The organism is Photobacterium damselae subsp. damselae (assembly GCF_038086725.1).
Classification (GTDB): Bacteria; Pseudomonadota; Gammaproteobacteria; order Enterobacterales; family Vibrionaceae; genus Photobacterium; species Photobacterium damselae.
Genome location: NZ_CP146971.1, coordinates 333,535 through 354,559 on the forward strand (window position 1 = coordinate 333,535; position 21,025 = coordinate 354,559).

At 38.5% G+C, this 21,025-nt stretch carries 18 protein-coding genes; 8 read left to right on the forward strand and 10 right to left on the reverse strand.

Going from position 1 to position 21,025, the window contains the following annotated elements; genetic code table 11:
* Positions 1 to 25: 25 nt before the first annotated feature.
* From WAX86_RS16235 to WAX86_RS16245, 3 genes are all read right to left on the reverse strand, one after another.
* On the reverse strand, positions 26 to 1,060 hold the full coding sequence (locus tag WAX86_RS16235) for an SUMF1/EgtB/PvdO family nonheme iron enzyme (protein WP_341489687.1): 1,035 nt from the start codon (positions 1,058 to 1,060) through the stop codon (positions 26 to 28).
* A gap of 107 nt (positions 1,061 to 1,167) precedes the next feature.
* Positions 1,168 to 2,187, reverse strand: a complete 1,020-nt coding sequence (locus WAX86_RS16240) for an SUMF1/EgtB/PvdO family nonheme iron enzyme (RefSeq protein WP_341489688.1) — start codon at positions 2,185 to 2,187, stop codon at positions 1,168 to 1,170.
* Positions 2,188 to 2,504: 317 nt separating this feature from the next.
* Positions 2,505 to 2,825 (reverse strand): hypothetical protein, encoded by a 321-nt coding sequence (locus WAX86_RS16245; protein WP_065171597.1) that lies wholly within the window; start codon positions 2,823 to 2,825, stop codon positions 2,505 to 2,507.
* Between the two features lie 253 nt (positions 2,826 to 3,078).
* Between WAX86_RS16245 and WAX86_RS16250 the strand changes: the two genes are divergently transcribed.
* Entirely contained in the window at positions 3,079 to 3,909 is an 831-nt protein-coding gene (locus WAX86_RS16250) for a DUF5718 family protein (protein WP_005304802.1), read from the forward strand.
* Positions 3,910 to 3,979: 70 nt separating this feature from the next.
* Here the strand turns inward: WAX86_RS16250 and WAX86_RS16255 are convergent, their stop codons facing one another.
* Positions 3,980 to 5,011, reverse strand: a complete 1,032-nt coding sequence (locus tag WAX86_RS16255) for a lipid A deacylase LpxR family protein (protein ID WP_341489689.1) — start codon at positions 5,009 to 5,011, stop codon at positions 3,980 to 3,982.
* A 151-nt stretch (positions 5,012 to 5,162) separates the two neighbouring features.
* Between WAX86_RS16255 and WAX86_RS16260 the strand changes: the two genes are divergently transcribed.
* Positions 5,163 to 6,017 (forward strand): rhodanese-like domain-containing protein, encoded by an 855-nt coding sequence (locus tag WAX86_RS16260; RefSeq protein ID WP_341489690.1) that lies wholly within the window; start codon positions 5,163 to 5,165, stop codon positions 6,015 to 6,017.
* 93 nt (positions 6,018 to 6,110) lie between these two features.
* Here WAX86_RS16260 and WAX86_RS16265 read toward each other — a convergent pair whose 3' ends face one another.
* Positions 6,111 to 6,980 (reverse strand): GGDEF domain-containing protein, encoded by an 870-nt coding sequence (locus WAX86_RS16265; RefSeq protein ID WP_068968965.1) that lies wholly within the window; start codon positions 6,978 to 6,980, stop codon positions 6,111 to 6,113.
* Positions 6,981 to 7,473: 493 nt separating this feature from the next.
* On the opposite strand from WAX86_RS16265, the gene WAX86_RS16270 reads away from it, so the two are divergent.
* Together WAX86_RS16270 and viaA are read left to right on the forward strand one after the other, a co-directional pair.
* A complete protein-coding gene (locus WAX86_RS16270) occupies positions 7,474 to 9,126 on the forward strand; it encodes an ATPase RavA domain-containing protein (RefSeq protein ID WP_341489691.1) in 1,653 nt (550 codons plus the stop codon).
* 28 nt (positions 9,127 to 9,154) lie between these two features.
* Positions 9,155 to 10,612: an ATPase RavA stimulator ViaA gene (gene viaA, locus WAX86_RS16275; RefSeq protein ID WP_005304814.1), complete on the forward strand. Its 1,458-nt coding sequence runs from the start codon at positions 9,155 to 9,157 to the stop codon at positions 10,610 to 10,612.
* An 82-nt stretch (positions 10,613 to 10,694) separates the two neighbouring features.
* Here the strand turns inward: viaA and WAX86_RS16280 are convergent, their stop codons facing one another.
* The gene (locus tag WAX86_RS16280; RefSeq protein WP_341489692.1) at positions 10,695 to 11,789 is read right to left on the reverse strand and encodes a transporter substrate-binding domain-containing protein; all 1,095 of its coding nucleotides are present in this window, start codon (positions 11,787 to 11,789) and stop codon (positions 10,695 to 10,697) included.
* Positions 11,790 to 12,005: 216 nt separating this feature from the next.
* Between WAX86_RS16280 and rlmF the strand changes: the two genes are divergently transcribed.
* Positions 12,006 to 13,004 carry a 23S rRNA (adenine(1618)-N(6))-methyltransferase RlmF gene (gene rlmF / locus WAX86_RS16285; RefSeq protein WP_065171602.1) on the forward strand — a complete coding sequence of 333 codons (999 nt, stop codon included), beginning with the start codon at positions 12,006 to 12,008 and terminating at the stop codon, positions 13,002 to 13,004.
* 86 nt (positions 13,005 to 13,090) lie between these two features.
* On the opposite strand, the gene WAX86_RS16290 is transcribed toward rlmF, so the two are convergent.
* From WAX86_RS16290 to WAX86_RS16305, 4 genes are all read right to left on the reverse strand, one after another.
* Entirely contained in the window at positions 13,091 to 13,489 is a 399-nt protein-coding gene (locus WAX86_RS16290) for a glycine zipper family protein (protein ID WP_065171603.1), read from the reverse strand.
* Between the two features lie 92 nt (positions 13,490 to 13,581).
* Positions 13,582 to 15,261, reverse strand: a complete 1,680-nt coding sequence (locus tag WAX86_RS16295) for a phosphoethanolamine--lipid A transferase (RefSeq protein WP_341489693.1) — start codon at positions 15,259 to 15,261, stop codon at positions 13,582 to 13,584.
* 88 nt (positions 15,262 to 15,349) lie between these two features.
* Positions 15,350 to 16,687 (reverse strand): ATP-binding protein, encoded by a 1,338-nt coding sequence (locus WAX86_RS16300; RefSeq protein WP_341489797.1) that lies wholly within the window; start codon positions 16,685 to 16,687, stop codon positions 15,350 to 15,352.
* 14 nt (positions 16,688 to 16,701) lie between these two features.
* Positions 16,702 to 17,409 (reverse strand): response regulator transcription factor, encoded by a 708-nt coding sequence (locus tag WAX86_RS16305; RefSeq protein ID WP_341489798.1) that lies wholly within the window; start codon positions 17,407 to 17,409, stop codon positions 16,702 to 16,704.
* A 313-nt stretch (positions 17,410 to 17,722) separates the two neighbouring features.
* Between WAX86_RS16305 and WAX86_RS16310 the strand changes: the two genes are divergently transcribed.
* The 3 genes from WAX86_RS16310 to phrB are packed head-to-tail and all read left to right on the forward strand — an operon-like array spanning position 17,723 to position 21,006.
* Positions 17,723 to 18,670, forward strand: a complete 948-nt coding sequence (locus WAX86_RS16310; protein ID WP_341489694.1) for a DUF523 and DUF1722 domain-containing protein — start codon at positions 17,723 to 17,725, stop codon at positions 18,668 to 18,670.
* 21 nt (positions 18,671 to 18,691) lie between these two features.
* Positions 18,692 to 19,513 carry a MerR family transcriptional regulator gene (locus WAX86_RS16315; RefSeq protein ID WP_341489695.1) on the forward strand — a complete coding sequence of 274 codons (822 nt, stop codon included), beginning with the start codon at positions 18,692 to 18,694 and terminating at the stop codon, positions 19,511 to 19,513.
* An 8-nt stretch (positions 19,514 to 19,521) separates the two neighbouring features.
* Positions 19,522 to 21,006, forward strand: a complete 1,485-nt coding sequence (phrB, locus tag WAX86_RS16320) for a deoxyribodipyrimidine photo-lyase (protein ID WP_341489696.1) — start codon at positions 19,522 to 19,524, stop codon at positions 21,004 to 21,006.
* The last annotated feature ends 19 nt before the right edge of the window (positions 21,007 to 21,025 follow it).

The following is a 21,025-nucleotide window of genomic DNA, read 5'->3' on the forward strand; positions in this document are numbered from 1 at the left end:
AATATATTTATTCGAGGAGTGAGCTTTATTTTTGGTTTATTGGGGTGGTTTGTTGAACTGCACAGCGGAAACCAAACATTGGATAATACTTATCATTTGTTAGAGGTCTATGAGAGCGCGTTGTGGTCAATGGCATACTTCCACCCCAGCCTCGTACAACTTTTTCTGTGCCCGTTCCAGGTCCTTGCGGATTTAACTCAGGAGAAACTTTATAGTAATCTTTGGAATACCAGTCATTCATCCATTCGTTTGCATTTCCAGCCATATCATATAAACCAAGAGGGTTTGGAGGCCAACGTTTAATTTCACCTAAGCTGCCATAATTACCCTGCTCTTTGGTGTACTCATGAATAGACCCATCATTATCAACATAACGACTTCCTATTTGTTGGACGTAGCCATTATTTGTGGCGAAATAAACATTTTTTCCTCGGTTACGGGCGGCATATTCCCATTGGGCTTCAGTCGGTAAATCTATCGGGTAGTTCGTTAATTTACCTAACCATAAACAATAATCTTTTGCTTCTTGCCATGATTTAGTTGGCATTGGTGTGTTTTTAAGTAGTGTCATGAATTTTTTGTCTTCACGAGTTCTTTTTAATTGACTAAATGCTTCACTAAGGAATGGTAAATTGTGAGCTTGTCTAAAGACATCAAAAGAGAGCGCTAATGTCTCATGGTTAGATAATGAATAATTACTTAATGTTACTTTATGCTGATGGTTAGCCCCAGTTCTTGTCATGCTTAATGCCGTATTACAAGATGCTTCAGGAGTCCAATCCATTCTTTTTAAATCGAGCGGGCTACACGGGGCTTTAAAGTCACCCATCATAAAAGTACCACCTTTAATAAAGACCATACTTTCCAAAGATTCAACCGCAACGTTGAGAATGTGTTGCTTGAGTTTGCTATCCGCATCGGGATAAAGCTTATTGATGTTTGTATCAATTCTGGCTATTTCTTGCTTTGATATGATCTCACTGGAAACGGTATTTCCACTGTCATTACAGGCGACTAAATTCGCACTGATAATAAGTAATAATATTGAGTTAACTTTCATAGAATAATCCTTTTTCTACATTATAAAATGTATTCAGATTATTATGAATTCTTTATTTGTGATATGGAACGATTTTTATGGATATAATTACGTAACGATATATTTGTTTAATATATGGAAGTAGGGGATTGAACGGTACAGCGAAAACCACGGCGAGAAATATATTTTGAGTCAGTCGGTTTTTCGTGACTTCTCGTGGTAGTAAGAGGCATGTTACCTCCCCAACCACGTATAACCTTTTCCGTACCCGTTTCAGGTCCTTGCGGATTTAACTCAGGAGAAACTTTATAGTAATCTTTAGAATACCAATCATTTACCCATTCACGCGAATTACCAGCCATATCATATAATCCTAAAGGATTTGGTGGCCAGCGCTTAATATCGCCAAAATAGCCATAATTACCTTGTTCTTTGGTGTATTCATGAATAGACCCATCATTATTAACATAACGACTTCCAATTTCTTGAGCATAACCATTATTTGTTGCGAAATAAATATTTTTTCCTCGGTTACGGGCGGCATATTCCCATTGGGCTTCAGTCGGTAAATCTATCGGGTAGTTTGTTAACTTACCTAGCCATAAACAATAATCTTTTGCTTCTTGCCATGATTTAGTAGAGGAAGGTCTATTTTTTAGTTGTTCATCTTGTATCGGGAACTCTTTATCGTAACGAGAGTCTTGATTTGCAACTGGCTTATTTTCTGAACGATTGAAAGCGTCTGTTTCATAATACGTAGTTTCATGATCAGATAATGAGTAATTACTCAATGTTACTTTATGTTGATAGTTAGCTCCTGTTCTTGTCATGCTTAATGCCGTATTACAAGATGCTTCAGGAGTCCAATCCATTCTTTTTAAATCAAGCGGGCTACACGGGGCTTTAAAGTCACCCATCATAAAAGTACCGCCTTTAATAAAGACCATACTTTCCAAAGATTCAACCGCAACGTTGAGAATATGTTGCTTGAGTTTACTATCCGCGTCGGGATAAAGCTTATTGATGTTTGTATCAATTCTGGCTATTTCTTGCTTTGATATGATCTCACTGGAAACGGTATTTCCACTGTCATTACAGGCGACTAAATTCGCACTGATAATAATTAATAATATTGAGTTAACTTTCATAGAATAATCCTTTTTCTACATTATAAAATGTATTCAGATTATTATGAATTCTTTATTTGTGATATGGAACGATTTTTATAGATATAATTACGCAACAATGTATTCATTTAGTATATGGCTGTAGAGAATTGAATGACTTTTTGCGTAAAGTAAATCGAGTATCGTCAGATTAATCTTATTACAACCATTTAAAATAATATATTTTTTGTACCTGTACTTCATAAAGAGTGAGATGAGGTTATTATTGCAATCAATTATGAGCGACTATGGACAGAAGAGTGCCAAAGTTGTATTGGCACTCGAAGTTCAACAGGAGTTCACCCTCTAAAATCCTTCGGAATCTGCAACACAGCACGAGGGCGACAACCATTTAAAAATTGTCCATTCAGCCATACTGCTTCATGTACAATCTTTCCTTCTAAAACCGCTTCTTTATTATCAGGGTCATACACCACATAAGTGTGGCCATTTAACAAACAGTTTGTTGCTATCGCATCATTGAGCATGATCCAACTGGCTGTTGTTTGGATAATTTCTTCTAAGCGAGTAATCACATGTTCTACAGGAATGGTTGAATTAGGAAACTGTCTAAGACTGTGCCTTAGTTCTCCATGATATTTTTCTAGCCGATTTCTCATAACAATATCCTTATTATTATTTTTATTAATCATATTGCATAGACTAGTCGTCGTCATAATATTTTTAGGCTAAAACTTGTGATTTTGTCTGCAAATTAAGACGTAAACTTCTCAGTTTTGTTTAGTTATTAATCTGAAATATCACAACCTGTGACCCAAGTAGTCTTTTGCTGTAAAACCTTTTGGGGTTCATTGAATGAAAGCAGGGGCACGGTTATAGTGCTTTGAGTTTACTGACTTGGAATGGATAAGTATGAAGTTTGAAAAAATGATTGGATTTGGTGTAGCAGGTAACTTTGCAGGACACTTAGAACAAGCTGGTGAAGCAAAAGATTTTCTTCAAGTAAAAGTACAAGAAGAGATCCAACCAAAAGCTATCTTTCCTTTCTATGTTCCAGCAGACGACGCTGGCTTTCTTGCAACATATCCATTGTCATCCTCTACGGTTGTAACACCTAATGATGCTGATAATTTACAAATTGAGCCTGAAGTGGCTTTAATTTGTGATATTGAATACATAGATAATACGGTAGTGGGTTTGTACCCTCGCTTTTTTGCGGCTTACAATGATTGTTCTATTCGTAAACCTAATGCGAAAAAAATCAGTGAGAAGAAAAACTGGGGCGCAAATACGAAAGGGTTATCAGAAACTTTACTTGCGGTTGATAGCCTAAAAATGGGTGGTGTTCTTGATTCTTATCGTATCGCAAGTTTCCATAAACGAGATGGTGAAATTCATCGATATGGTGAAGATAGCCCAGTGAGTGGCTATAGCTATTTTCATCAGAAATTACTGAACTGGATCATGGACCGCATGAATAATCAGCAAGATGTTGGTCCAACAGAAAATATTGCTCAATTGCTAGAGAAAGCGCAGTATCCAACACAAGCCGTGATCAGTATTGGTGCTACACGTTATACCGAGTATGGCGAAACCACATTCTTACAGCCAGGCGATACCAGTATTGTTGTTGTGTATGATGCAAAACTTTATACTGAATCTGAAATTGAACAGATGGCGACAAGTAACGATTTTGCTCAAGATGGCCTTTCTGCTCTAGTGCAAAAGGTTGTTGCTGGTTAATTGTTGAAATTGTGAGTATGAAAAAGCAGTGATATCGATCGCTGCTTTTTTTGTGGGTATTTTTAGTCCGTTATTGAGGAAAACGCCAAAAGAATTCTACTGAGCCATTACTGTGTGTAGTATCCATCGATTGTTTGAACTCTTTAGTATGCGTCGCTAAGCTCAGTGTAATCCCCCAAGTAGGTCGATAAAATACGCCCCCTAATACCACAGATGCTTGCCAAGGTTCTAAATGAGCGGGATAGGTTTCATCTGGTCGCTTTCCTTCAATTGTAATGTCATTAAATTTATAACGACCCTCAATACCAGTAAAAAGGAAATAACCGCTACGACTTGCACTCAAAGCACTGACATCAACAAATTCTCCTGGGGTAAACCCAATGGCACCTAAACTTTTGGTGAGGTCTTGCCCCCAGCGTAACGATATCCCTGCCGCTAAATCACTTTGATCATTACCGATACTTGCTCTTGCTAGACTTGCGACATCCCATTGTGAGTGTAAAAAATCAGATATGGGAGAGGAGTAGAGCGTATTGTGCTGCTGGTAGCTAAAGTTGGCAATCCACTGATTTTTAATTTGGTTGTTCCAACCATTAGGCTTATCAGATCCTATCCAGTCATGAATCGTTTTTTGCGTGTGTTTAGCCAGAGCTCGGGGACCAACGGTGCCTAAACGAAGTTGGTATTTTTGCGTAAGATTTGGTTGATAACGATTAATACCTAAATCAACAAAAAGTAATCCTGCATAAGGTCGTTCATTGATAAGTGGCTGTTGTGATTCAATGTCACTCGGGGTCCACATTTGTTGGCCAATACGCCAGTTCCAACTTAATGCTTGTTCTGCATCGGATGAAAAAAGCTGGCCTACTATCCTATAAGGCCATGGAGATGATAGAGCTAAATTGCTAACTCGTTCTGAATGGTACTCAAGAAAAAGGCCGTTTGAATAATTTTTATCTGTACCTAATATGCCATCATTATCAACACTTACCGACCATGTAGAGCTATTAAAGTCAGTGCTGGTATGCCCCGAAGGCGAAAAAATAATAGCGACAGGAAGCGCTAACATCATGGTTTTAGCAATCATTTTGTCTACAGCCATCACGCTTCTCGCTTTTATTTATAACCAGAACAGAGTATATCTAACAAATCTATAAATGAGTTTTAGTCTCTATGTCAGAATTTGACCAATTGGATCATGATGTTAATGGGATCAATAATAGTGAAATATAGCGACAGAGAGGGAGAGTTCTATGGTTAAGCGTCATCCTAATGGTTCATCACTCGTCACGGTGGAGTGGTTAAAACAACATATTAGGGATCAAAATCTTGTGGTATTAGACGCCAGTTGGTTTATGCCAAACACTGGACGTAATGGTGAGCAGGAATGGATGCAACAGCGTATCCCAGGAGCTCGGTTTTTTGATTTTGACCAGAAAATAGCTGCACCAAATACTGAATTTCCTCATATGCTGCCAACAGTAGAGCAGTTTGCACAAGAAGTGGGAAAATTAGGGATTAATAACCATTCACATATTGTTGTGTATGACTCACAGGGGATTTTTTCATCTCCGCGTGTTTGGTGGATGTTCAAGGTCATGGGTCATGATAGTGTGTCTGTTTTAGACGGGGGATTACCTGCTTGGATTGAGGCTGGCTATGAACTTGAAACAGACGACCCTCAGCCTGTCGTGGAACAGAAATTTAATGTCCAGTATCAGAACAACTGGGTTATTGATGCTGATAATTTGTATGCCAAGCTAAATAACTCTAATGTCTCTGTTATAGATGCTCGTCCAGCCGATCGATTTTTTGCTTTAGTTGCAGAGCCAAGAGTCGGTGTTCGCAGCGGTCATATGCCAAATGCCAAAAGTCTTCCTTTCCCTGAATTACTTAACTGTGGTCGTATGCTTCCTGCAAGTGAGTTGTCTGCGCGCTTTTCTGCACTTGTTGCAGCGGATCAGCAATTAATTTTTAGCTGTGGGTCTGGCGTTACTGCTTGTATTTTGGCTTTAGCTGCAGATCTGGCTGGGTATGAAAATTTGACGGTTTATGATGGTTCATGGAGTGAATGGGGAGCAGTGGAGAAATATCCTGTAGTGAATTAAAGTCTAAATTAGCTGAAAACAAACAGTAACGCTCCTGTATCTTTCAATCACGTAGTTATATTAGGATACAGGAACGTTATTGGTTTATTTGTATTAGCGCATCGATATCTTTTTCTTTGATTTATCGATATACATTGCGCTATCAGCTTGGACTAATATTGAGTCAGGATCACTTAAGTTTCCTTGATGATATGGGGCAAGACCCACACTTAAATTGATTGAGTAATATTGGCACAACTCTTCAGTCTGTTGATATAAGGTATCAATCCAGTCGCGAACATGTCTTTCATTATTTGTTGGAAATAGGACCACAAACTCATCACCACCAATTCGATAATAATGGCTTCCTATTGGTGCTGTTTTAACGAGTATCTTCGCTATTTGAACTAATACATGATCTCCTGATTTATGTCCCATGACGTCGTTAACTTGCTTGAAGTTATCAATATCAATATAGGCTAACATGCCTTTTTCATGTTTTAGTACTAATTGATCAAAACGACGAAACAGAGCACGTCGGTTTCCAAGAAGGGTCAAATCATCTTGAAGCGCTTGCTTGCTTAATTCCCCTTCTAATTGTTTGGCTTTGTTTATCTGAATATTCAATTTCTTGATTAGGCTATGGCGCTGATGTAATAGCTTAATAAGACAAAAGCAGATCATAAAAACACCTAGGTGAACAAAAACCGTATCAGTATTTTTAAGTATTGGATGCTCTCGAAGTTCGGGAACTTGATTAAGTATCTCAATAGCAACGCCGAAACCGTACAAAATGAGCGCTAAAATCAATGGAAGCTTCATGGCCTTACCGAAATCTTCCAGTAACAGCATGATAATTAATACCAATGTGAGAATGGATGTTACGACACTTAATGTTCCGTTAGAAATAAAGAATGCTGCAATAAGGATGCTGAGACAGACAATAGATATTAAGCGTGTAGAGAGTTGAGAGAGTGTACCCATATTATTATGCGTGTATGTTTATATTGAGCACATGGTTACAAACTGACAAGTGTTTAGCAATATATTGATGATGGATATGAGAGAAAATACATAATAATGAACTCTTTTTTATACTATTTTGGTTGCTGTTGCTAAATAAGTGCTAGCTAAGTTAATGGCGCAAAATTGCTTCTGACTATTTTATTTCTGTCCTGTATAGCAAAGATATGAAATCCTAATGATTTATTAGAAAGGAAACCATCTTAAATCATAATTGGGCTATAACAATCTGTATTTATTATACTAATATTGAATTATCAGTAACCTAAGTCATAAAAATTGATCAATAAATATTTCATAAATGAAAACATTGATTGTTGGCACAATTGGCATAGATATCTTTGAGTTACAAAAAAGGATCTATATACTCGGTTAACAATGCTGTAACAGTTACATTCAACGCCCTGGTCGTAATGAATGTTTAGCAAGGAATGAATACTTAGAGGTTGGATATATGTTTTCTATGGCAAATCGAACAACAACAAATAATGCCCTGATATCAGAACGCATCCAAAAATTAATTAAGGGACTGTCAAATGGCGTTTATGAACGAGAAGAGACTATCAAACTCTGTATGCTTGCAGCGTTAGCAGGAGAGAGTGTTTTCTTATTAGGCCCCCCAGGTATCGCAAAAAGCTTAATTGCCAAACGATTGATTCAAGCTTTTGATAATAGCCATTTCTTCGATTATTTAATGACTCGATTTTCAACGCCAGAAGAGGTCTTTGGTCCATTATCGATTCAAGAACTTAAAGATAACGGTAAGTATGTACGCTTAACTGAGGGTTACTTGCCAACAGCCCAAGTGGTTTTCTTAGATGAGATCTGGAAAGCGGGCCCAGCAATTTTAAACACCCTGCTTACGGTAGTGAATGAGAAAACCTTTAAGAACGGACAAGATGTATTGCCTGTTCCAATGCGACTACTGATCACCGCTTCTAACGAATTGCCAGATGCAGACAGTGGTCTAGATGCTCTCTATGACCGAATGTTAGTGCGTGTATTCGTTAATCGTATTCAAGAAAAACAGAATTTTAAAGCGATGTTGATGGGGGATGGTCCTTCGTTGCAAGAGCTGGATCCAAAACTTGCAATTACCGATGAAGAATATACCTCATGGCAAGAGCAAATTGATGATGTTGTGTTAACGGATGAGATATTTGAGAGTATCTATTACATCAAAACTCAGATAGAAAAGCATTGCGATAGTGATGAGATGTCGCTGGCTGATAACGAATTGTATGTGTCTGACCGTCGTTGGAAAAAATCGATTCGTTTACTTAAAGCCAGTGCGTTCTTTAATGGTCGTCATGAAGTTAATCCTCTTGATCTATTGTTACTGCAAGATTGTTTATGGAGCAGTCCTGAATCGAGAAATGTGATTAACCAAATTATGGCGGAGTTTGCGACAAAAACAGCATTTAACCAAGTTGTCGTTACCCAAGATGCGAATGAAGCTCAAACCATTATCAATTCTGTTAACGGTGATGTTGCCCAACAACTCGCGATTAAGTTCACCCGCGAATCCACTTTGCGCAAGGAGTGGTTTAAGTACAATTTTGCTACCGCCAAACGATTTAATATTAATAACAATCCGCGCATGATCAAACTGGTGATGCTAGAGCCTAATCCATCTGTATCAGAACAAGAGCCTGGTGACAGTCGCTGGGTTTATGTTGATGGTGAAGAGTTTGATAAGAAGATCCGAACTGGACAGTGTGATGTGTATGGCTATGTAAATAAAAACACTCATTTATGTCGTCTACAGTTTGAGATTGATGCAGAGCAACGCTTAGTTATTAAAGATATTGCAAATCGCTCAGTTCTAGTCGGGATTGCAGGTACAAAAGGGTTAACGGCAACTCAGCATCAAGAATGGTTAACTAAGGTTGAGAGTGCAACGGCAAAACTGGTTGATGCTGACCACAATATTAAAAAGTCCCGAGCCAGTTTCCATGGCGCTTTACCGCATAACTTCATTAATACCTCAGTTCCGGCTTTAATTGAGCAAAGTTTGAATGATTCGGTTGAATCAGTGAACGAGCTTAAGTTGAGTATTGAGAAAAATGCATTTCGTATCAATCAGCTTTCAGAGTATTTCTCTTGAGAATGATGTTATTTGATAAGGAGGGGGCATGCCGTTAACCGAAGGATTGAATCTTGCTTTAATGTTAGCTGAGTCGGGAATGATTGACTCGGCGGTTAATGAGATAATGGTACGTCCTCAATTGTTGATGGCAGCAGAGGCCACTCCTGGTATTAAAGCATCCATTCAAAATCAGATGCTGAAATGGCGAGCTCAGATGACTCGTAACTTATCTAAGGTGAGTATTAGTGAAAATATTCAACAAGAGTTTAAGTTTTACGAACAAGCAAAAGATTGGGATGAAGAAACCTTTCTGGCAAAGTCTGGTGATATTGTCAAAAGTCTAGAAGGGCGCTCTAACTTCTATTTTAAAGCTAAGCGTTTGGTTGATGCCGATCATCATAAACATAACCCAATGTTTCAACGCTATTTCTGCGATCAATGGTATGAGCATCTTGTTCAAGCACTCAAAGATGTACAAGAGTCTGAGCTAACTGATGCCAAAGATGAGTTGCTCCGAGATTTATATCAACGCATTGAAACCATGCAGCAAATGAAAGAAGTTGCTGATGAAGGGGATGAAAAGCGGGCTGGTCGACTGTGGGATATGGCAAAAGCTAAGTTAACCCGCACCGATGTCGATACCATGAAGTCAATTGCCAAGTTTTTGAAAAAGAATCAAGGCCTGCAGGAAATAGCTGAAAAGTTAGGCCGAATGGCGAGTGAAATTGACGATCCCACTAAAGAGCGCGTTAAGGTCGAAGAGCTCAAGCTGGTGGAAGAGCAAAGTGACAATGTCACCGATGATATTGTTGGTATTCATGAAAGTGACGATTTAGCAAAGTTGTTACCTAATGAAGCGATGTTTTTGGCATACCCTGAACTAGAAGTGGTATTTTACAAACACTTAGTCGATAAACGCTTGATGAATTATCGAGTACGAGGAACTAATCGTAAACTTCGAAAGGTCAAATCATTCAAACGACAATCAAAACAGGTTGAGCAGGATAAAGGACCATTTATTGTTTGTATTGATGCCTCTGGTTCTATGTCTGGCTTTCCTGAAAACTGTGCGAAAGCGCTAGCTTATGGTTTGATGCAAATAGCGTTAGCAGACGATCGTGATTGCTTTGTTATTATGTTCTCAACTCAACAAATAACCTATGAGTTAACTAAGCAAGATGGCTTGAAAGAGATGATTAATTTTCTTTCATACTCCTTCCATGGTGGTACAGATTTAGCCCCAGTGTTAGATCAATCAATTGATCTAATGGGAAGTGAGAAGTATAAAAATGCAGATTTGGTTGTTCTTTCTGATTTTATCGCCCCATCTCAGCCTGAAGAAATGCAAAAACGGGTTGCTAAGCTCAAAGAGCAGAGAAACCGTTTTCATGCCGTGAGTCTGTCAAAGTATGGCAATCCAGAGTTGCTAGAAATGTTTGATTTTTGCTGGTCGTATCATCCATCAACGTTTAGTCAATTTGGCAAACTGTTTCGTTGGAAGTAATATTGTAGCTCTTATCATAATTTTATCCAAAGCCCCTAGATGTTAGCTCTAAGGGCTTTGGACATAAAATCTTAGATGCTTATTAATGGGCAAAATACTTTAATAAAGCCTGCCTCCATTCATTACTCTGCCTAAACTCTAACAACGCTCGATTGATCTCTTCTTCATATGGGCTATTTTCTTCAAGAGCAAAGCCATAGTTTTGTTTTTCAAACTGGTAAGGTAAGACAATTAGAGACTCAAATTGACCTCGTTCTTTTGCTATTTTGATCTGGTATTTTAAAATGGCATCATCGCCAACAACGGCATCGACTTCTTTATGATCCAGAGCGGTCAGATAGTCTTCAACAGTTGGGTAAGTTGTGTGAACAATACTGTGATTGGTTAAAAATAACGATGAGGTAGAGGCTTGCTTGGCCCCTGTTGAAACATTAGCAAGATCGTTTGGGCTTTTTATATCGCTATTGATAAGCCCTAAAGTGAATGTACTGGCAAGAACTGCGGTAATACTGGCAATAAACAGCGTAGTTGCAACAGCCAGCAACACCGTAATGACTCGCCCTGTTAATGTTTTAAACTCATAGTAATTAAATGGACCTTTCGTGATAAACAGTAAGCCAAGTATAAAGCCTTCTACTAATTGAGAGCGGGTTGATTTCATTGAATAGAGCTTGTCATTCACTTTATGCTCTAGCAAATAGTAAATACCTCCTACAAAACAGGCGCAAGCAAAGACAAATCCTAATACCATGAGTAGCCTAGTATTTGTAAAAATAGAAACAATGGATTGCCAGTATCCTTGCTTTTTTACCGCTATGGCTAGGTGGGTTTCATAAAAGGAATGTGAGAAATCAATTACTCGTTCGCGTTCTGGGGTAATTGAGATACAAGAAACACCCACATTGGCTTTACCTGTTTCAACTGCGGTTAACAGCTCTTTTAGGCTGTGCTGTTCGAACTGATATTCAATGTTTAACGTTTCGGCTATTCGTTGCCACAGTAAGATGCTTAATCCCTCATAACTGCCATCGGGTTGATGTATCACAAAAGGGGGGCAGTGATAGGTTGCAATAATTAATTTATCTTGGCTGTAGGTTTTAGTAGGAAAAATAATCAGCACGAACACAGCAAGAATAACAAGATATAACATCCTTTTATGATGTTGAACTGTTGCCATAGCATACCCCTTATGATTTTTATTGGGCGGTATTTCTATAGATAAGTATAAGATATAAATAAGGCTCTGTTTTTTGTGACAACGTCACTGTGATCTTGCGCAGTTATTAACTCATTAATGGTTTTTATTTAGACAATTACTCATCAAATCGTGATGTATGACCATTTAGTAGGTAAAATATTAAGATATCTACTGTCATAGGTTTAGGAACCTTTCATGTCATCAAAGAAGCAAACTGCACCTAAAAAGGGCTTACATCCACGTAACCCTCATCGCGCACGTTACGATTTTCCGCAACTAACAAAAGCATTGCCTGAGTTATCGCAATTTGTTGCTAAAAACCCTTATGGTGACTTATCGGTAAATTTCTCTGATCCAATGGCTGTAAAAGTACTTAATAAAGCACTATTAAAGCATTTTTACCAAGTTGACTTTTGGGATATCCCTGACGGTTTTTTATGTCCACCAATACCGGGACGTGCTGATTATTTGCACTATATAGCCGATCTTTTAGCGGCATCCAATAATGGTAAGATCCCACAAGGAAAGCGTATTAAAGGCTTAGATGTTGGGGTTGGAGCAAACTGTGTATATCCAATCGTAGGTCATCGCGTCTATGGTTGGCAATTTGCAGCTGCAGACATTGATCCCATTTCAATCAAATCAGCAAAATTTATTGTTGAGAGTAATGCAAGCTTAAAAGGGCAGATTCAACTTCGACTGCAAAATGATGCTAATTGTATTTATACCAATATGATTAAACCGACAGACTTGTTTGATTTTACTATGTGTAATCCGCCGTTTCATAGCTCGTTAGAAGAGGCGACAGCAGGGTCTGAGCGCAAGGTACGCAATCTTGCCGCAAATACTAAAAAGCGTACTGGTATCAAGGTAGATGCAAACAATAATAACTCAAAGCCTGTTCTAAATTTTGGTGGACAAAAAGCCGAATTATGGTGCCCTGGTGGTGAAGCAGCATTTATCCAACGAATGATAAAACAAAGTGTTGAACATTCGGCTCAGTGTTTGTGGTTTACGACTCTGGTTTCTAAAAAAGAGACACTTCCGTTGGTTTATCAGACCTTAAAAGAAGTAAAAGCGGCTGATGTTAAAACTATTGAAATGAGCCAAGGGCAAAAAATAACCCGTATTGTCGCTTGGACATTTTTACCCGAAAAGGCACAGCAAGCATGGGCAAAAGCGCGCTGGGCATAAACATTCGCGTACTCTAGAATTTATAAAAAGATAAATACATAAATACAAAAGGGGCCTCAATTGGCCCCTTTTTCAGTAAGTCAGCTTTAACTTAGATCGTAAACTTTATAGCCTTTTTGTTTTAGACACTGGCGCAGCACTAACGCCTGAGTTTCAGTGGTTGAGGTTGCACCACCAAAAGCACCAACACCAGCCCCCATAGTACCACCAGCGACAGCACCGCCTAACGCACCTTGAACACCGTTACCAATACCACCTGCGATGGCACCCATAATTGCTGTTGGAACCGCGGTATTAATTGCTGCAACTTTAGCGGCTTCACCTTTACTTACTTGTTCGGCATAACCTTGACAGTAAGCAAAGTCTTGTTGATATTGCTCTTGATTTACGCCTTCCATATCAACAACAGGTTTTTGGTTATAAGCACAAGCAGAAAGTAAAACAGCTGCAAAAAGGGGGAATATAAATTTAGGTTGTGTTGTCATGTTTGTCTTCTATTTATTTGTTTTCTATTCAAACGAATCTATTTAGTTAGCTCGAAATAATCATATTTTTGATGGCCTTAATGTACTATGTTTTATTTTTGGAGACTGTCTGATTGTTGTAACTTATTGTAATCAATTGGTAGGCGATTTTGGCATTGGGCAAAAATATCCTGACGTTTGTTATAAACTTCACTACGAACTGAGAATAAACCGAGCAATGAGTGGAATAAATTGTCATGTGAATAATGATAAAGTTTGGCTTGCTCTTCTAAGCAATTAGGATCTAAATTATTTTCCATACTGAAGCTTTGAGATAGCCATAACATCATGGGTATTTCTGTTTGATAGCGAGGAGCGAGTTGATAGGGCATGCCATGTAAATACAAGCCATGTTCTCCTAAAGATTCGCCATGATCAGAAAGATACAATAGAGCTGTATCATATGATGACTCTTTTGCTCTTAGTTGGTTAATCAACTGACTAAGCACATAGTCAGTATATGCAATAGTATTATCATAGGTATTAGTGATTTCTTCTCTTGTGCATTTCTCAATATCAGCTCGTGCACATACAGGAGTGAAGATCTCATGGCTTTTCGGGTAGCGCTGATAATAGGTTGGTCCATGACTGCCTATTAGGTGTAAAACAACCAAACGATTACCTTGCATGTTATCGATCTCTTTATCTAAGTTATCGAATAAGGCCATATCAAAACAACTGCTACCATTACAGTTTAGATTGTTTACATCAGGTTTAATTTCTCGGTAAGTAACATGGCGAGCAACACCTTTATCGCCACCATCATTATCTTTCCATAATATATCAATGTTGGCGCGCTTTAAGACATCAAGAACGTTATCTTGATTGTTAGCAATATCATGACTGTAATTGTCTCTATTAAGAGCCGAAAACATGCAAGGTACTGATATTGCAGTCGCTGTGCCACAACTTGATACATTGGGATAAAAAATGACATCTTGTAGGCTCGTAAAAGGGTTTGTTGCTTTGTGATAGCCATTAAATTGATAGTTTTGCGCTCTTGCTGTTTCGCCGACTACTAAAATAACTAAACTCGGTTTTTCTTTAGCCCTTGCTAACGCTTTGTCTGTTTGTTTCGCATCGGTACCTATTTCTCTATAAATCATTGGAGGAGAAAAATAGGTCTGTTTGATGTATTTATTGGCACTGTATATAAAGTGTGTCGGTATGATTAACCTTCTCACTTCACTGTGATTTCTACCTAAAGAGACATAATCTTGATAGAAGAAGCCGCCAATAATAACGATAAGAAGTGCACTTGCACCCATCGATAGTAATTTATGTTTTATAAATCCCCACTGATTATTTACTGGCTTAATGTGAGTCATGAATAAAACAAGGGTAGGAAAAACACCAAAGGCTATAATCCAAACAATGGATGACATACTAATATAGGCAAACGCTTCACCTGAGTATGTTTGCATTAAATTACGTAGCATCTCACTATCAAAGATGGTGCGGTACTGAAAAGAAGCATAACTAATGGTGCTGGATAGAAGTAATAATAGGGCAAAAAAGGGCTTGGTTATCTTTGGCCAAGCAAAAAGCTGAAATAATAAATTTAATGTACTAATGACAAAAATAGGGATCGAGACTAAAAAACCCCAGTGGATAACAGCTTGGTTTCGCGTTAAATAGTAGAGTTCTTTATAGAGCGGGATATTAAGTACTAAGCCAAAATAAATAGCTAATAATAGAATGAGTTTTGAATAAGAAAATGAAGGTTTGATCATAATAATAGGGAGTAGACGCTAAGTATTGTTATCACTCTAACTTAGAGGCTTATTCCCTGATTATCTGTCATGATACTGTATTTAATTGTCACTTAGAGATATTGGGTCTATCTAATATAGGATCACACTGACAGGTTATAGGCAGTATCACAGTAAATTTAGCACCACCTAATAAGGCACTGTCTCCGATTGTAATTTGGCCTTTATGTCGTGCAACAATTTGTTTGGCTATCGCTAAACCTAGGCCAAAACCGGACTGCGCCTTATTACGTGCTGGATCTGCACTATAAAAAGGGTCAAATAAGTAGGGCCAGTGCTCATTTGGTATCCCTGGGCCGTCATCTTCAACCGTAATAAAGACAGAATCTCGCTCTTGAGAAAGAGTAACTAATATATGCTTTCTACTATAACGACTGGCATTGCTGACTAAATTATTCAGAACATGTTTAAACAATTGAGTATCAATAGAAGACACAATATTTTGTTTAAACGGAGTTTTTAAGGTGATTTTGCTTTGTGCTGTTTTTTCCCAGTTTTGTAACATGTCATTAAGATACTGATTAAAAACAATATCTTGGCAATGTAGCTCTGTGTCAGGTTGTTCTACTTTCGCATAATAGAGTAACTCATTGACCATAGACTCCATCTCTTCAGTATCTTCAACAATACTCTCTATTTTTTGTTGTATCTCTTTATCTTTAACACTGTCAGCAAGAAGTTCTGCTTGCCATTGAATCCGAAAAATAGGTGTTCTAAGTTCATGAGCTATCGCATTAGTTAGCGCTTTATTGCTGATTAACAGATTTGATATTTTATCAGCCATATAATTAAAACTTTGATTTAGCGTGCCAACACGAAATCGGCTTTCAGTTCGAGCTCGTGCAGCAAACTCACCATGAGCAAAGGCTAAGGTCGTTTTTTCTAATAATCGGACTCGTCGGCTTAAATACCAGATAAATAAAATGCTATAGAGTGCAAATCCTCCCATAAAGAACACCCAAACCATGTTGTCATCAAAATCAATCGCTCGTCGTAACGGGGTATCAAAATTAGGTTTCAAGCTATAGAAGTCGGATGATAAGGTTAATCGAAACCAGAGAATTCGATCTTCATCATGGTAGGTGTAGCTCTGTGGTGCTGTGGTAAAAAAGAAGGTTTTTACATCATCGGGTAATTCTTCTTTATTGTGAACAGTTAACGTTTGACGGGTTTTAGTTGCATATTTTTCGATCGCGAGATACGCCGCTTTTGAACCTTCATTATGATAAATGTTATCAACTAAATCGTGTAGAGCTTCAGCTTCATAATCTTCAAGCACATAGTCATAATCTGTATTCCAGCGGTAAATAATGACTTCATAACAGTAAAGACTCAGGCCAAACAACACAATAAGGCCAATAAATGACTCAATATATAAGCGACGCATCATAAGTGGCCCTGTTATACCCACGTATCAGGAACGAATAAATAGCCCTTACCTCGGACAGTAATAATTCGCTGTGGAGTTGAAGAATCGTCTAACAGCTTTTTCCGTAGACTCACAATCTTATTATCAATGGTTCTATCAATCCCATCATATTCAATGCCACGTAATTCTTTAGTTAAAAAATCACGTGATAATGGAGCATCTGGTGAACTTGCTAACAGCCATAGCAAATCAAATTCACTGTCTGTCATACAGATTTTCTGGCCTGAGAACTCACATAATTTACGATTCTTATGTAGTGTTAGGTTCCCATAGGTTAGTACGTTGAGATTAACAGGAGTATCTGGTTGAATTTTTGCTCTGCGTAGTAACATACGCATACGAGCCAGTAAAACTCGTGGTTTTATCGGTTTAACCACATAGTCATCAGCTCCAATCTCTAACGCGGCAACATGATCAAAATCGTCATGACTTGCGGTTAGCATCATGAGTTTACCTTGATATTTACCTCGAACTTGTCGGCAAATAGTTAAGCCATCGTTACCGGGTAACATCAAATCTAATAAGACGATATCTGGATTGCTAGACTCGATCAGTTCAATGGCTCCATTACCGTCAGAATGTGTTTGTACCGTAAATCCTTGCGTGAGGAAGTAATCTGCTAACATTTGTTGCAGTTTAAGATCGTCTTCAATAATTAAAAGTGAATAGGTCTCTGTCATGGTTCTTATACAGCCAAGATGATTGTGGTTGTGTGTTGCCATTTTGTTATTCGTGATATCCCTATCGTGTATGACTAAGAATTCTTAATCATTTATTTGGATAAAATTAAACTGATTTATACATTCTGGCAATATGAGGCTGGTTTTTTTTATCTTTTCTGTTGATTGTTATTAATATTTAACCAATTCATTCAGATAATAACCCATAGCCAAGTCCAAACTTATACAGATATTTTTTTTGTACAATAATTGGCATTTTTTGAAATCATGTTGTACAAATAAATAAGGATGTATAAGTTTTGCGAGGTGAGGTATGGATATTCCAGTTGGTATTAGTGCATGTGTACTGGGTGATAAGGTTCGATTTGATGGTGGCCATAAGCGCAGCCGTTTTGCCGCAGAAGAATTGAACTCATATGTTAAATTCGTACCTGTCTGCCCCGAAGTTGGCATCGGGATGCCTGTGCCTCGTCAAACCATTCGATTACTACAGCATGAAGAGCAAATTAGGCTAGTCGCAACAAAAGATGCTTCGGTGGATTTTACCGATCAAATGACTGAGTTTGCTCAAGCTCAAACAGAAAAACTTCAACATTTATGTGGTTATATTGTTTGCGCTAAATCGCCGACTTGCGGCATGGAGCGAGTCAAACTTTACATTGAAAATGGCAATACCGTACCAGGTGGCACCGCAGGGATATTTACTCAAATATTGATGGAAAACATGCCTTGGCTCCCGGTCGAAGAAGATGGCCGTTTAAATGATCCTTATCTTAAAGAGAATTTTATCTTTCGTGTTTACGCCTTACATGATCTCTATCAAGCCATTAAGGGAGGGATCACCGCTAAAGCCATTATTAAGTTTCACTCTCGATATAAGCTTTGCTTAATGGCTCATTCACAGCCCGCTTATCGGGAATTGGGGCGATTTGTTGCAGAAATATCGCAGTGGGATGATCTTGATGCTTTCTTTGAGGAATACCGTCAACGCTTTATGGATGCAATCAAACATATCGCAAGTCGAAAAAATAATACGAATGTTCTGCTGCACATTCAGGGCTACTTTAAGCGTGAACTGGACAAGGAACAGAAAGAAGAACTTCGAGAGTTGATCATGCGTTATCGATGTGGAGATTTACCTCTGATTGCTCCGCTGACTTTAATTAACCATCATTTGTCTCTTTATCCAGACGAATATTTAGCATCACAAGCGTATCTAAACCCATATCCGGAAAACTTACGTTTGCGTTATGCCTTGTAACAAACAAATAAAATACGCGTTATGACAGAAATAAACCAAACAGAAAAACGTTATGCCATAGGGGAAGTCTCTGAGATCACAGGGGTTAATAGTGTAACTCTTCGTGCATGGCAGCGCCGATATGGCCTAATTGTTCCGCAAAGAACCCCAAAGGGACATAGGCTCTATACCCATGACGATATTGTTAAGATCCGTCAGATTGTCTCTTGGCTAAAAAAAGGGGTCTCTATCAGTAAAGTAAAACCGTTGTTAGAGACTCAAGGACAAGCAAGAGAACAAGCAACAACAGAGTTTCATCATGAATTAATTGACGCGATGATGGCAGAAGTTGAGAAATTGGACAGTCATAAACTCAGTAAAATTTTGCTTGAGAATATGAAAATTTATCCATTTGATATGTTAGTAGATCAAGTATTAATGCCGATTCATTGCCGTATAGCAGATACTGATAATCCTTTAAAAGGCATCCAGTCAGCATTTTGGCAAGGCGTGATTACGCAATGCTGTAATGAGGTTATGGTAAAAGCGGTTAAACCCAAAGCGCCAAGATGTTTGTTATTAAGCTTTGAGCAATCGGAATTGATATGGATAAAGGCATTATTATTGACTTATCAAGGTTACGCTGTCACTACGTTAGTAAGCATCTCAGATAAACTTACCGGGTTTCAGGATGCATTAACCGCTTTGCCATGGAAAGCCTGTGTAGTGGTAGGTGAAAATAAGCTAACAACACCTCAACTGCAAGAATTGATAGCTGTTAACCAAGCGTTTGCGTTTCCCATGATTTTAGCTGGCAGTCTACGAGTGATTCATGCCAATGATTTTAAAACAAGTGAGTTATAGGTACTGCTATGCAAGATAAGCCTTCGTCAATCGATCAAATCAGTAGCCATAACTTAATGTGGTTTCGTTCAGATTTGCGGATCACTGATAATACGGCTTTATCAGAGGTGTGTAATCAATTGCTGCCTGTTATCGCATTGTATATAGCGACCCCAATGCAATGGCATCAGCATCATGTTGCCCCTATACAAGTAGATTTAATCAAACGACGCTTGGCTGTGCTCACTGAACAGTTGGCAGAACTCTCTATTCCGTTGATTGTGTTAGAAACTGAAGACTTTGATAGCACTGTAGAAAAAATAGAAGAGATCTGTCTGATGTTTAATATCGCTTCAGTGCACTGTAACAATCAATATTTAGTAAATGAAGAACACCGAGATCAAAAACTCGCGGCTAATTTAAAGCGTTATCAAATTTCACTTGTTCAATATGATGATGATTGTGCTCTAGCGCCAGGTTCGGTGTTAAACAAGCAGGGAGAGCCGTTTAAAGTTTTTACCCCATATTCAAAAGCGTGGCTTAAACAATATAAGCAACAGACTGTTGAACCTACCGCGATGGTGGGAAATATTAACAAGGAGCTGAGCCAAGAAATAGAGGAATTATTGGCGGTATGTGGGACTGTTCAACACTATGACTTTCAGTATCCCCAAGTCTCTAGTTTAACTTGGCCGGTTGATGACGAAGTGATCTTGCAGCATTTGTACAGCTTCTGCTGCGATAAAGTGGGGGTTTATCATCAGCAACGTGATTATCCATCTCTTGAGAGCACCAGCACGTTATCCCCTTACTTAGCAATAGGGGCCTTATCAGTACGGCAATGTTTGAAAGCGGTACAGCAAATCGCTCCATCTTGTTTGGAAATAAATAAAGAATGTGGCGGTTTTGTTTGGGTTAATGAACTGATTTGGCGCGAATTTTACCGTCATCTTATGGCTGAGTATAAGCACCTTTGCAAAGGACAACCGTTTCAAGCCTATACCCAATATGTTACTTGGAATGAAGATTCACATTATCTTAAGGCTTGGCAACAAGGAAAAACTGGATTTCCCATTGTCGATGCGGCGATGCGTCAGTTACAACAAACAGGTTGGATGCATAATCGATTGCGCATGATTACGGCTAGTTTTCTTACCAAAGATCTCTTATTGCACTGGCATCATGGCGAACGATGGTTCTTGCAACACTTAATTGATGGTGATTTTGCTTCTAATAATGGTGGATGGCAATGGGCAGCTTCAACCGGTACGGATGCTCAGCCTTATTTTCGAGTGTTTAATCCAACAACCCAAGGGGAGCGTTTTGATCCTGAGGGGGAGTTTATTCGTAAATGGATTCCAGAACTGGTTGATGTACCTAATAAATATATTCATACGCCACATTTATGGCACGGCGATACAAAAGGGTATCCAGCTCCCATTGTTGATCACAAACAAGCACGGTTGCGGGCAATTGAGGTGTTTAAGAACGCAAAAGAGATAAATACTTTGTGATTATGTTCATCAAGTTGCA

What these genes read in the sequence shown, in the direction of transcription:
- WAX86_RS16235 (WP_341489687.1), bottom strand. Translation starts at nt 1,060, where the DNA reads ATGAAAGTTAACTCAATATTATTACTTATTATCAGTGCGAATTTAGTC.
- WAX86_RS16240 (WP_341489688.1), bottom strand. Translation starts at nt 2,187, where the DNA reads ATGAAAGTTAACTCAATATTATTAATTATTATCAGTGCGAATTTAGTC.
- WAX86_RS16245 (WP_065171597.1), bottom strand. Translation starts at nt 2,825, where the DNA reads ATGAGAAATCGGCTAGAAAAATATCATGGAGAACTAAGGCACAGTCTT.
- WAX86_RS16250 (WP_005304802.1), top strand. Translation starts at nt 3,079, where the DNA reads ATGAAGTTTGAAAAAATGATTGGATTTGGTGTAGCAGGTAACTTTGCA.
- WAX86_RS16255 (WP_341489689.1), bottom strand. Translation starts at nt 5,011, where the DNA reads ATGGCTGTAGACAAAATGATTGCTAAAACCATGATGTTAGCGCTTCCT.
- WAX86_RS16260 (WP_341489690.1), top strand. Translation starts at nt 5,163, where the DNA reads ATGGTTAAGCGTCATCCTAATGGTTCATCACTCGTCACGGTGGAGTGG.
- WAX86_RS16265 (WP_068968965.1), bottom strand. Translation starts at nt 6,980, where the DNA reads ATGGGTACACTCTCTCAACTCTCTACACGCTTAATATCTATTGTCTGT.
- WAX86_RS16270 (WP_341489691.1), top strand. Translation starts at nt 7,474, where the DNA reads ATGTTTTCTATGGCAAATCGAACAACAACAAATAATGCCCTGATATCA.
- viaA (WP_005304814.1), top strand. Translation starts at nt 9,155, where the DNA reads ATGCCGTTAACCGAAGGATTGAATCTTGCTTTAATGTTAGCTGAGTCG.
- WAX86_RS16280 (WP_341489692.1), bottom strand. Translation starts at nt 11,789, where the DNA reads ATGGCAACAGTTCAACATCATAAAAGGATGTTATATCTTGTTATTCTT.
- rlmF (WP_065171602.1), top strand. Translation starts at nt 12,006, where the DNA reads ATGTCATCAAAGAAGCAAACTGCACCTAAAAAGGGCTTACATCCACGT.
- WAX86_RS16290 (WP_065171603.1), bottom strand. Translation starts at nt 13,489, where the DNA reads ATGACAACACAACCTAAATTTATATTCCCCCTTTTTGCAGCTGTTTTA.
- WAX86_RS16295 (WP_341489693.1), bottom strand. Translation starts at nt 15,261, where the DNA reads ATGATCAAACCTTCATTTTCTTATTCAAAACTCATTCTATTATTAGCT.
- WAX86_RS16300 (WP_341489797.1), bottom strand. Translation starts at nt 16,687, where the DNA reads ATGCGTCGCTTATATATTGAGTCATTTATTGGCCTTATTGTGTTGTTT.
- WAX86_RS16305 (WP_341489798.1), bottom strand. Translation starts at nt 17,409, where the DNA reads ATGACAGAGACCTATTCACTTTTAATTATTGAAGACGATCTTAAACTG.
- WAX86_RS16310 (WP_341489694.1), top strand. Translation starts at nt 17,723, where the DNA reads ATGGATATTCCAGTTGGTATTAGTGCATGTGTACTGGGTGATAAGGTT.
- WAX86_RS16315 (WP_341489695.1), top strand. Translation starts at nt 18,692, where the DNA reads ATGACAGAAATAAACCAAACAGAAAAACGTTATGCCATAGGGGAAGTC.
- phrB (WP_341489696.1), top strand. Translation starts at nt 19,522, where the DNA reads ATGCAAGATAAGCCTTCGTCAATCGATCAAATCAGTAGCCATAACTTA.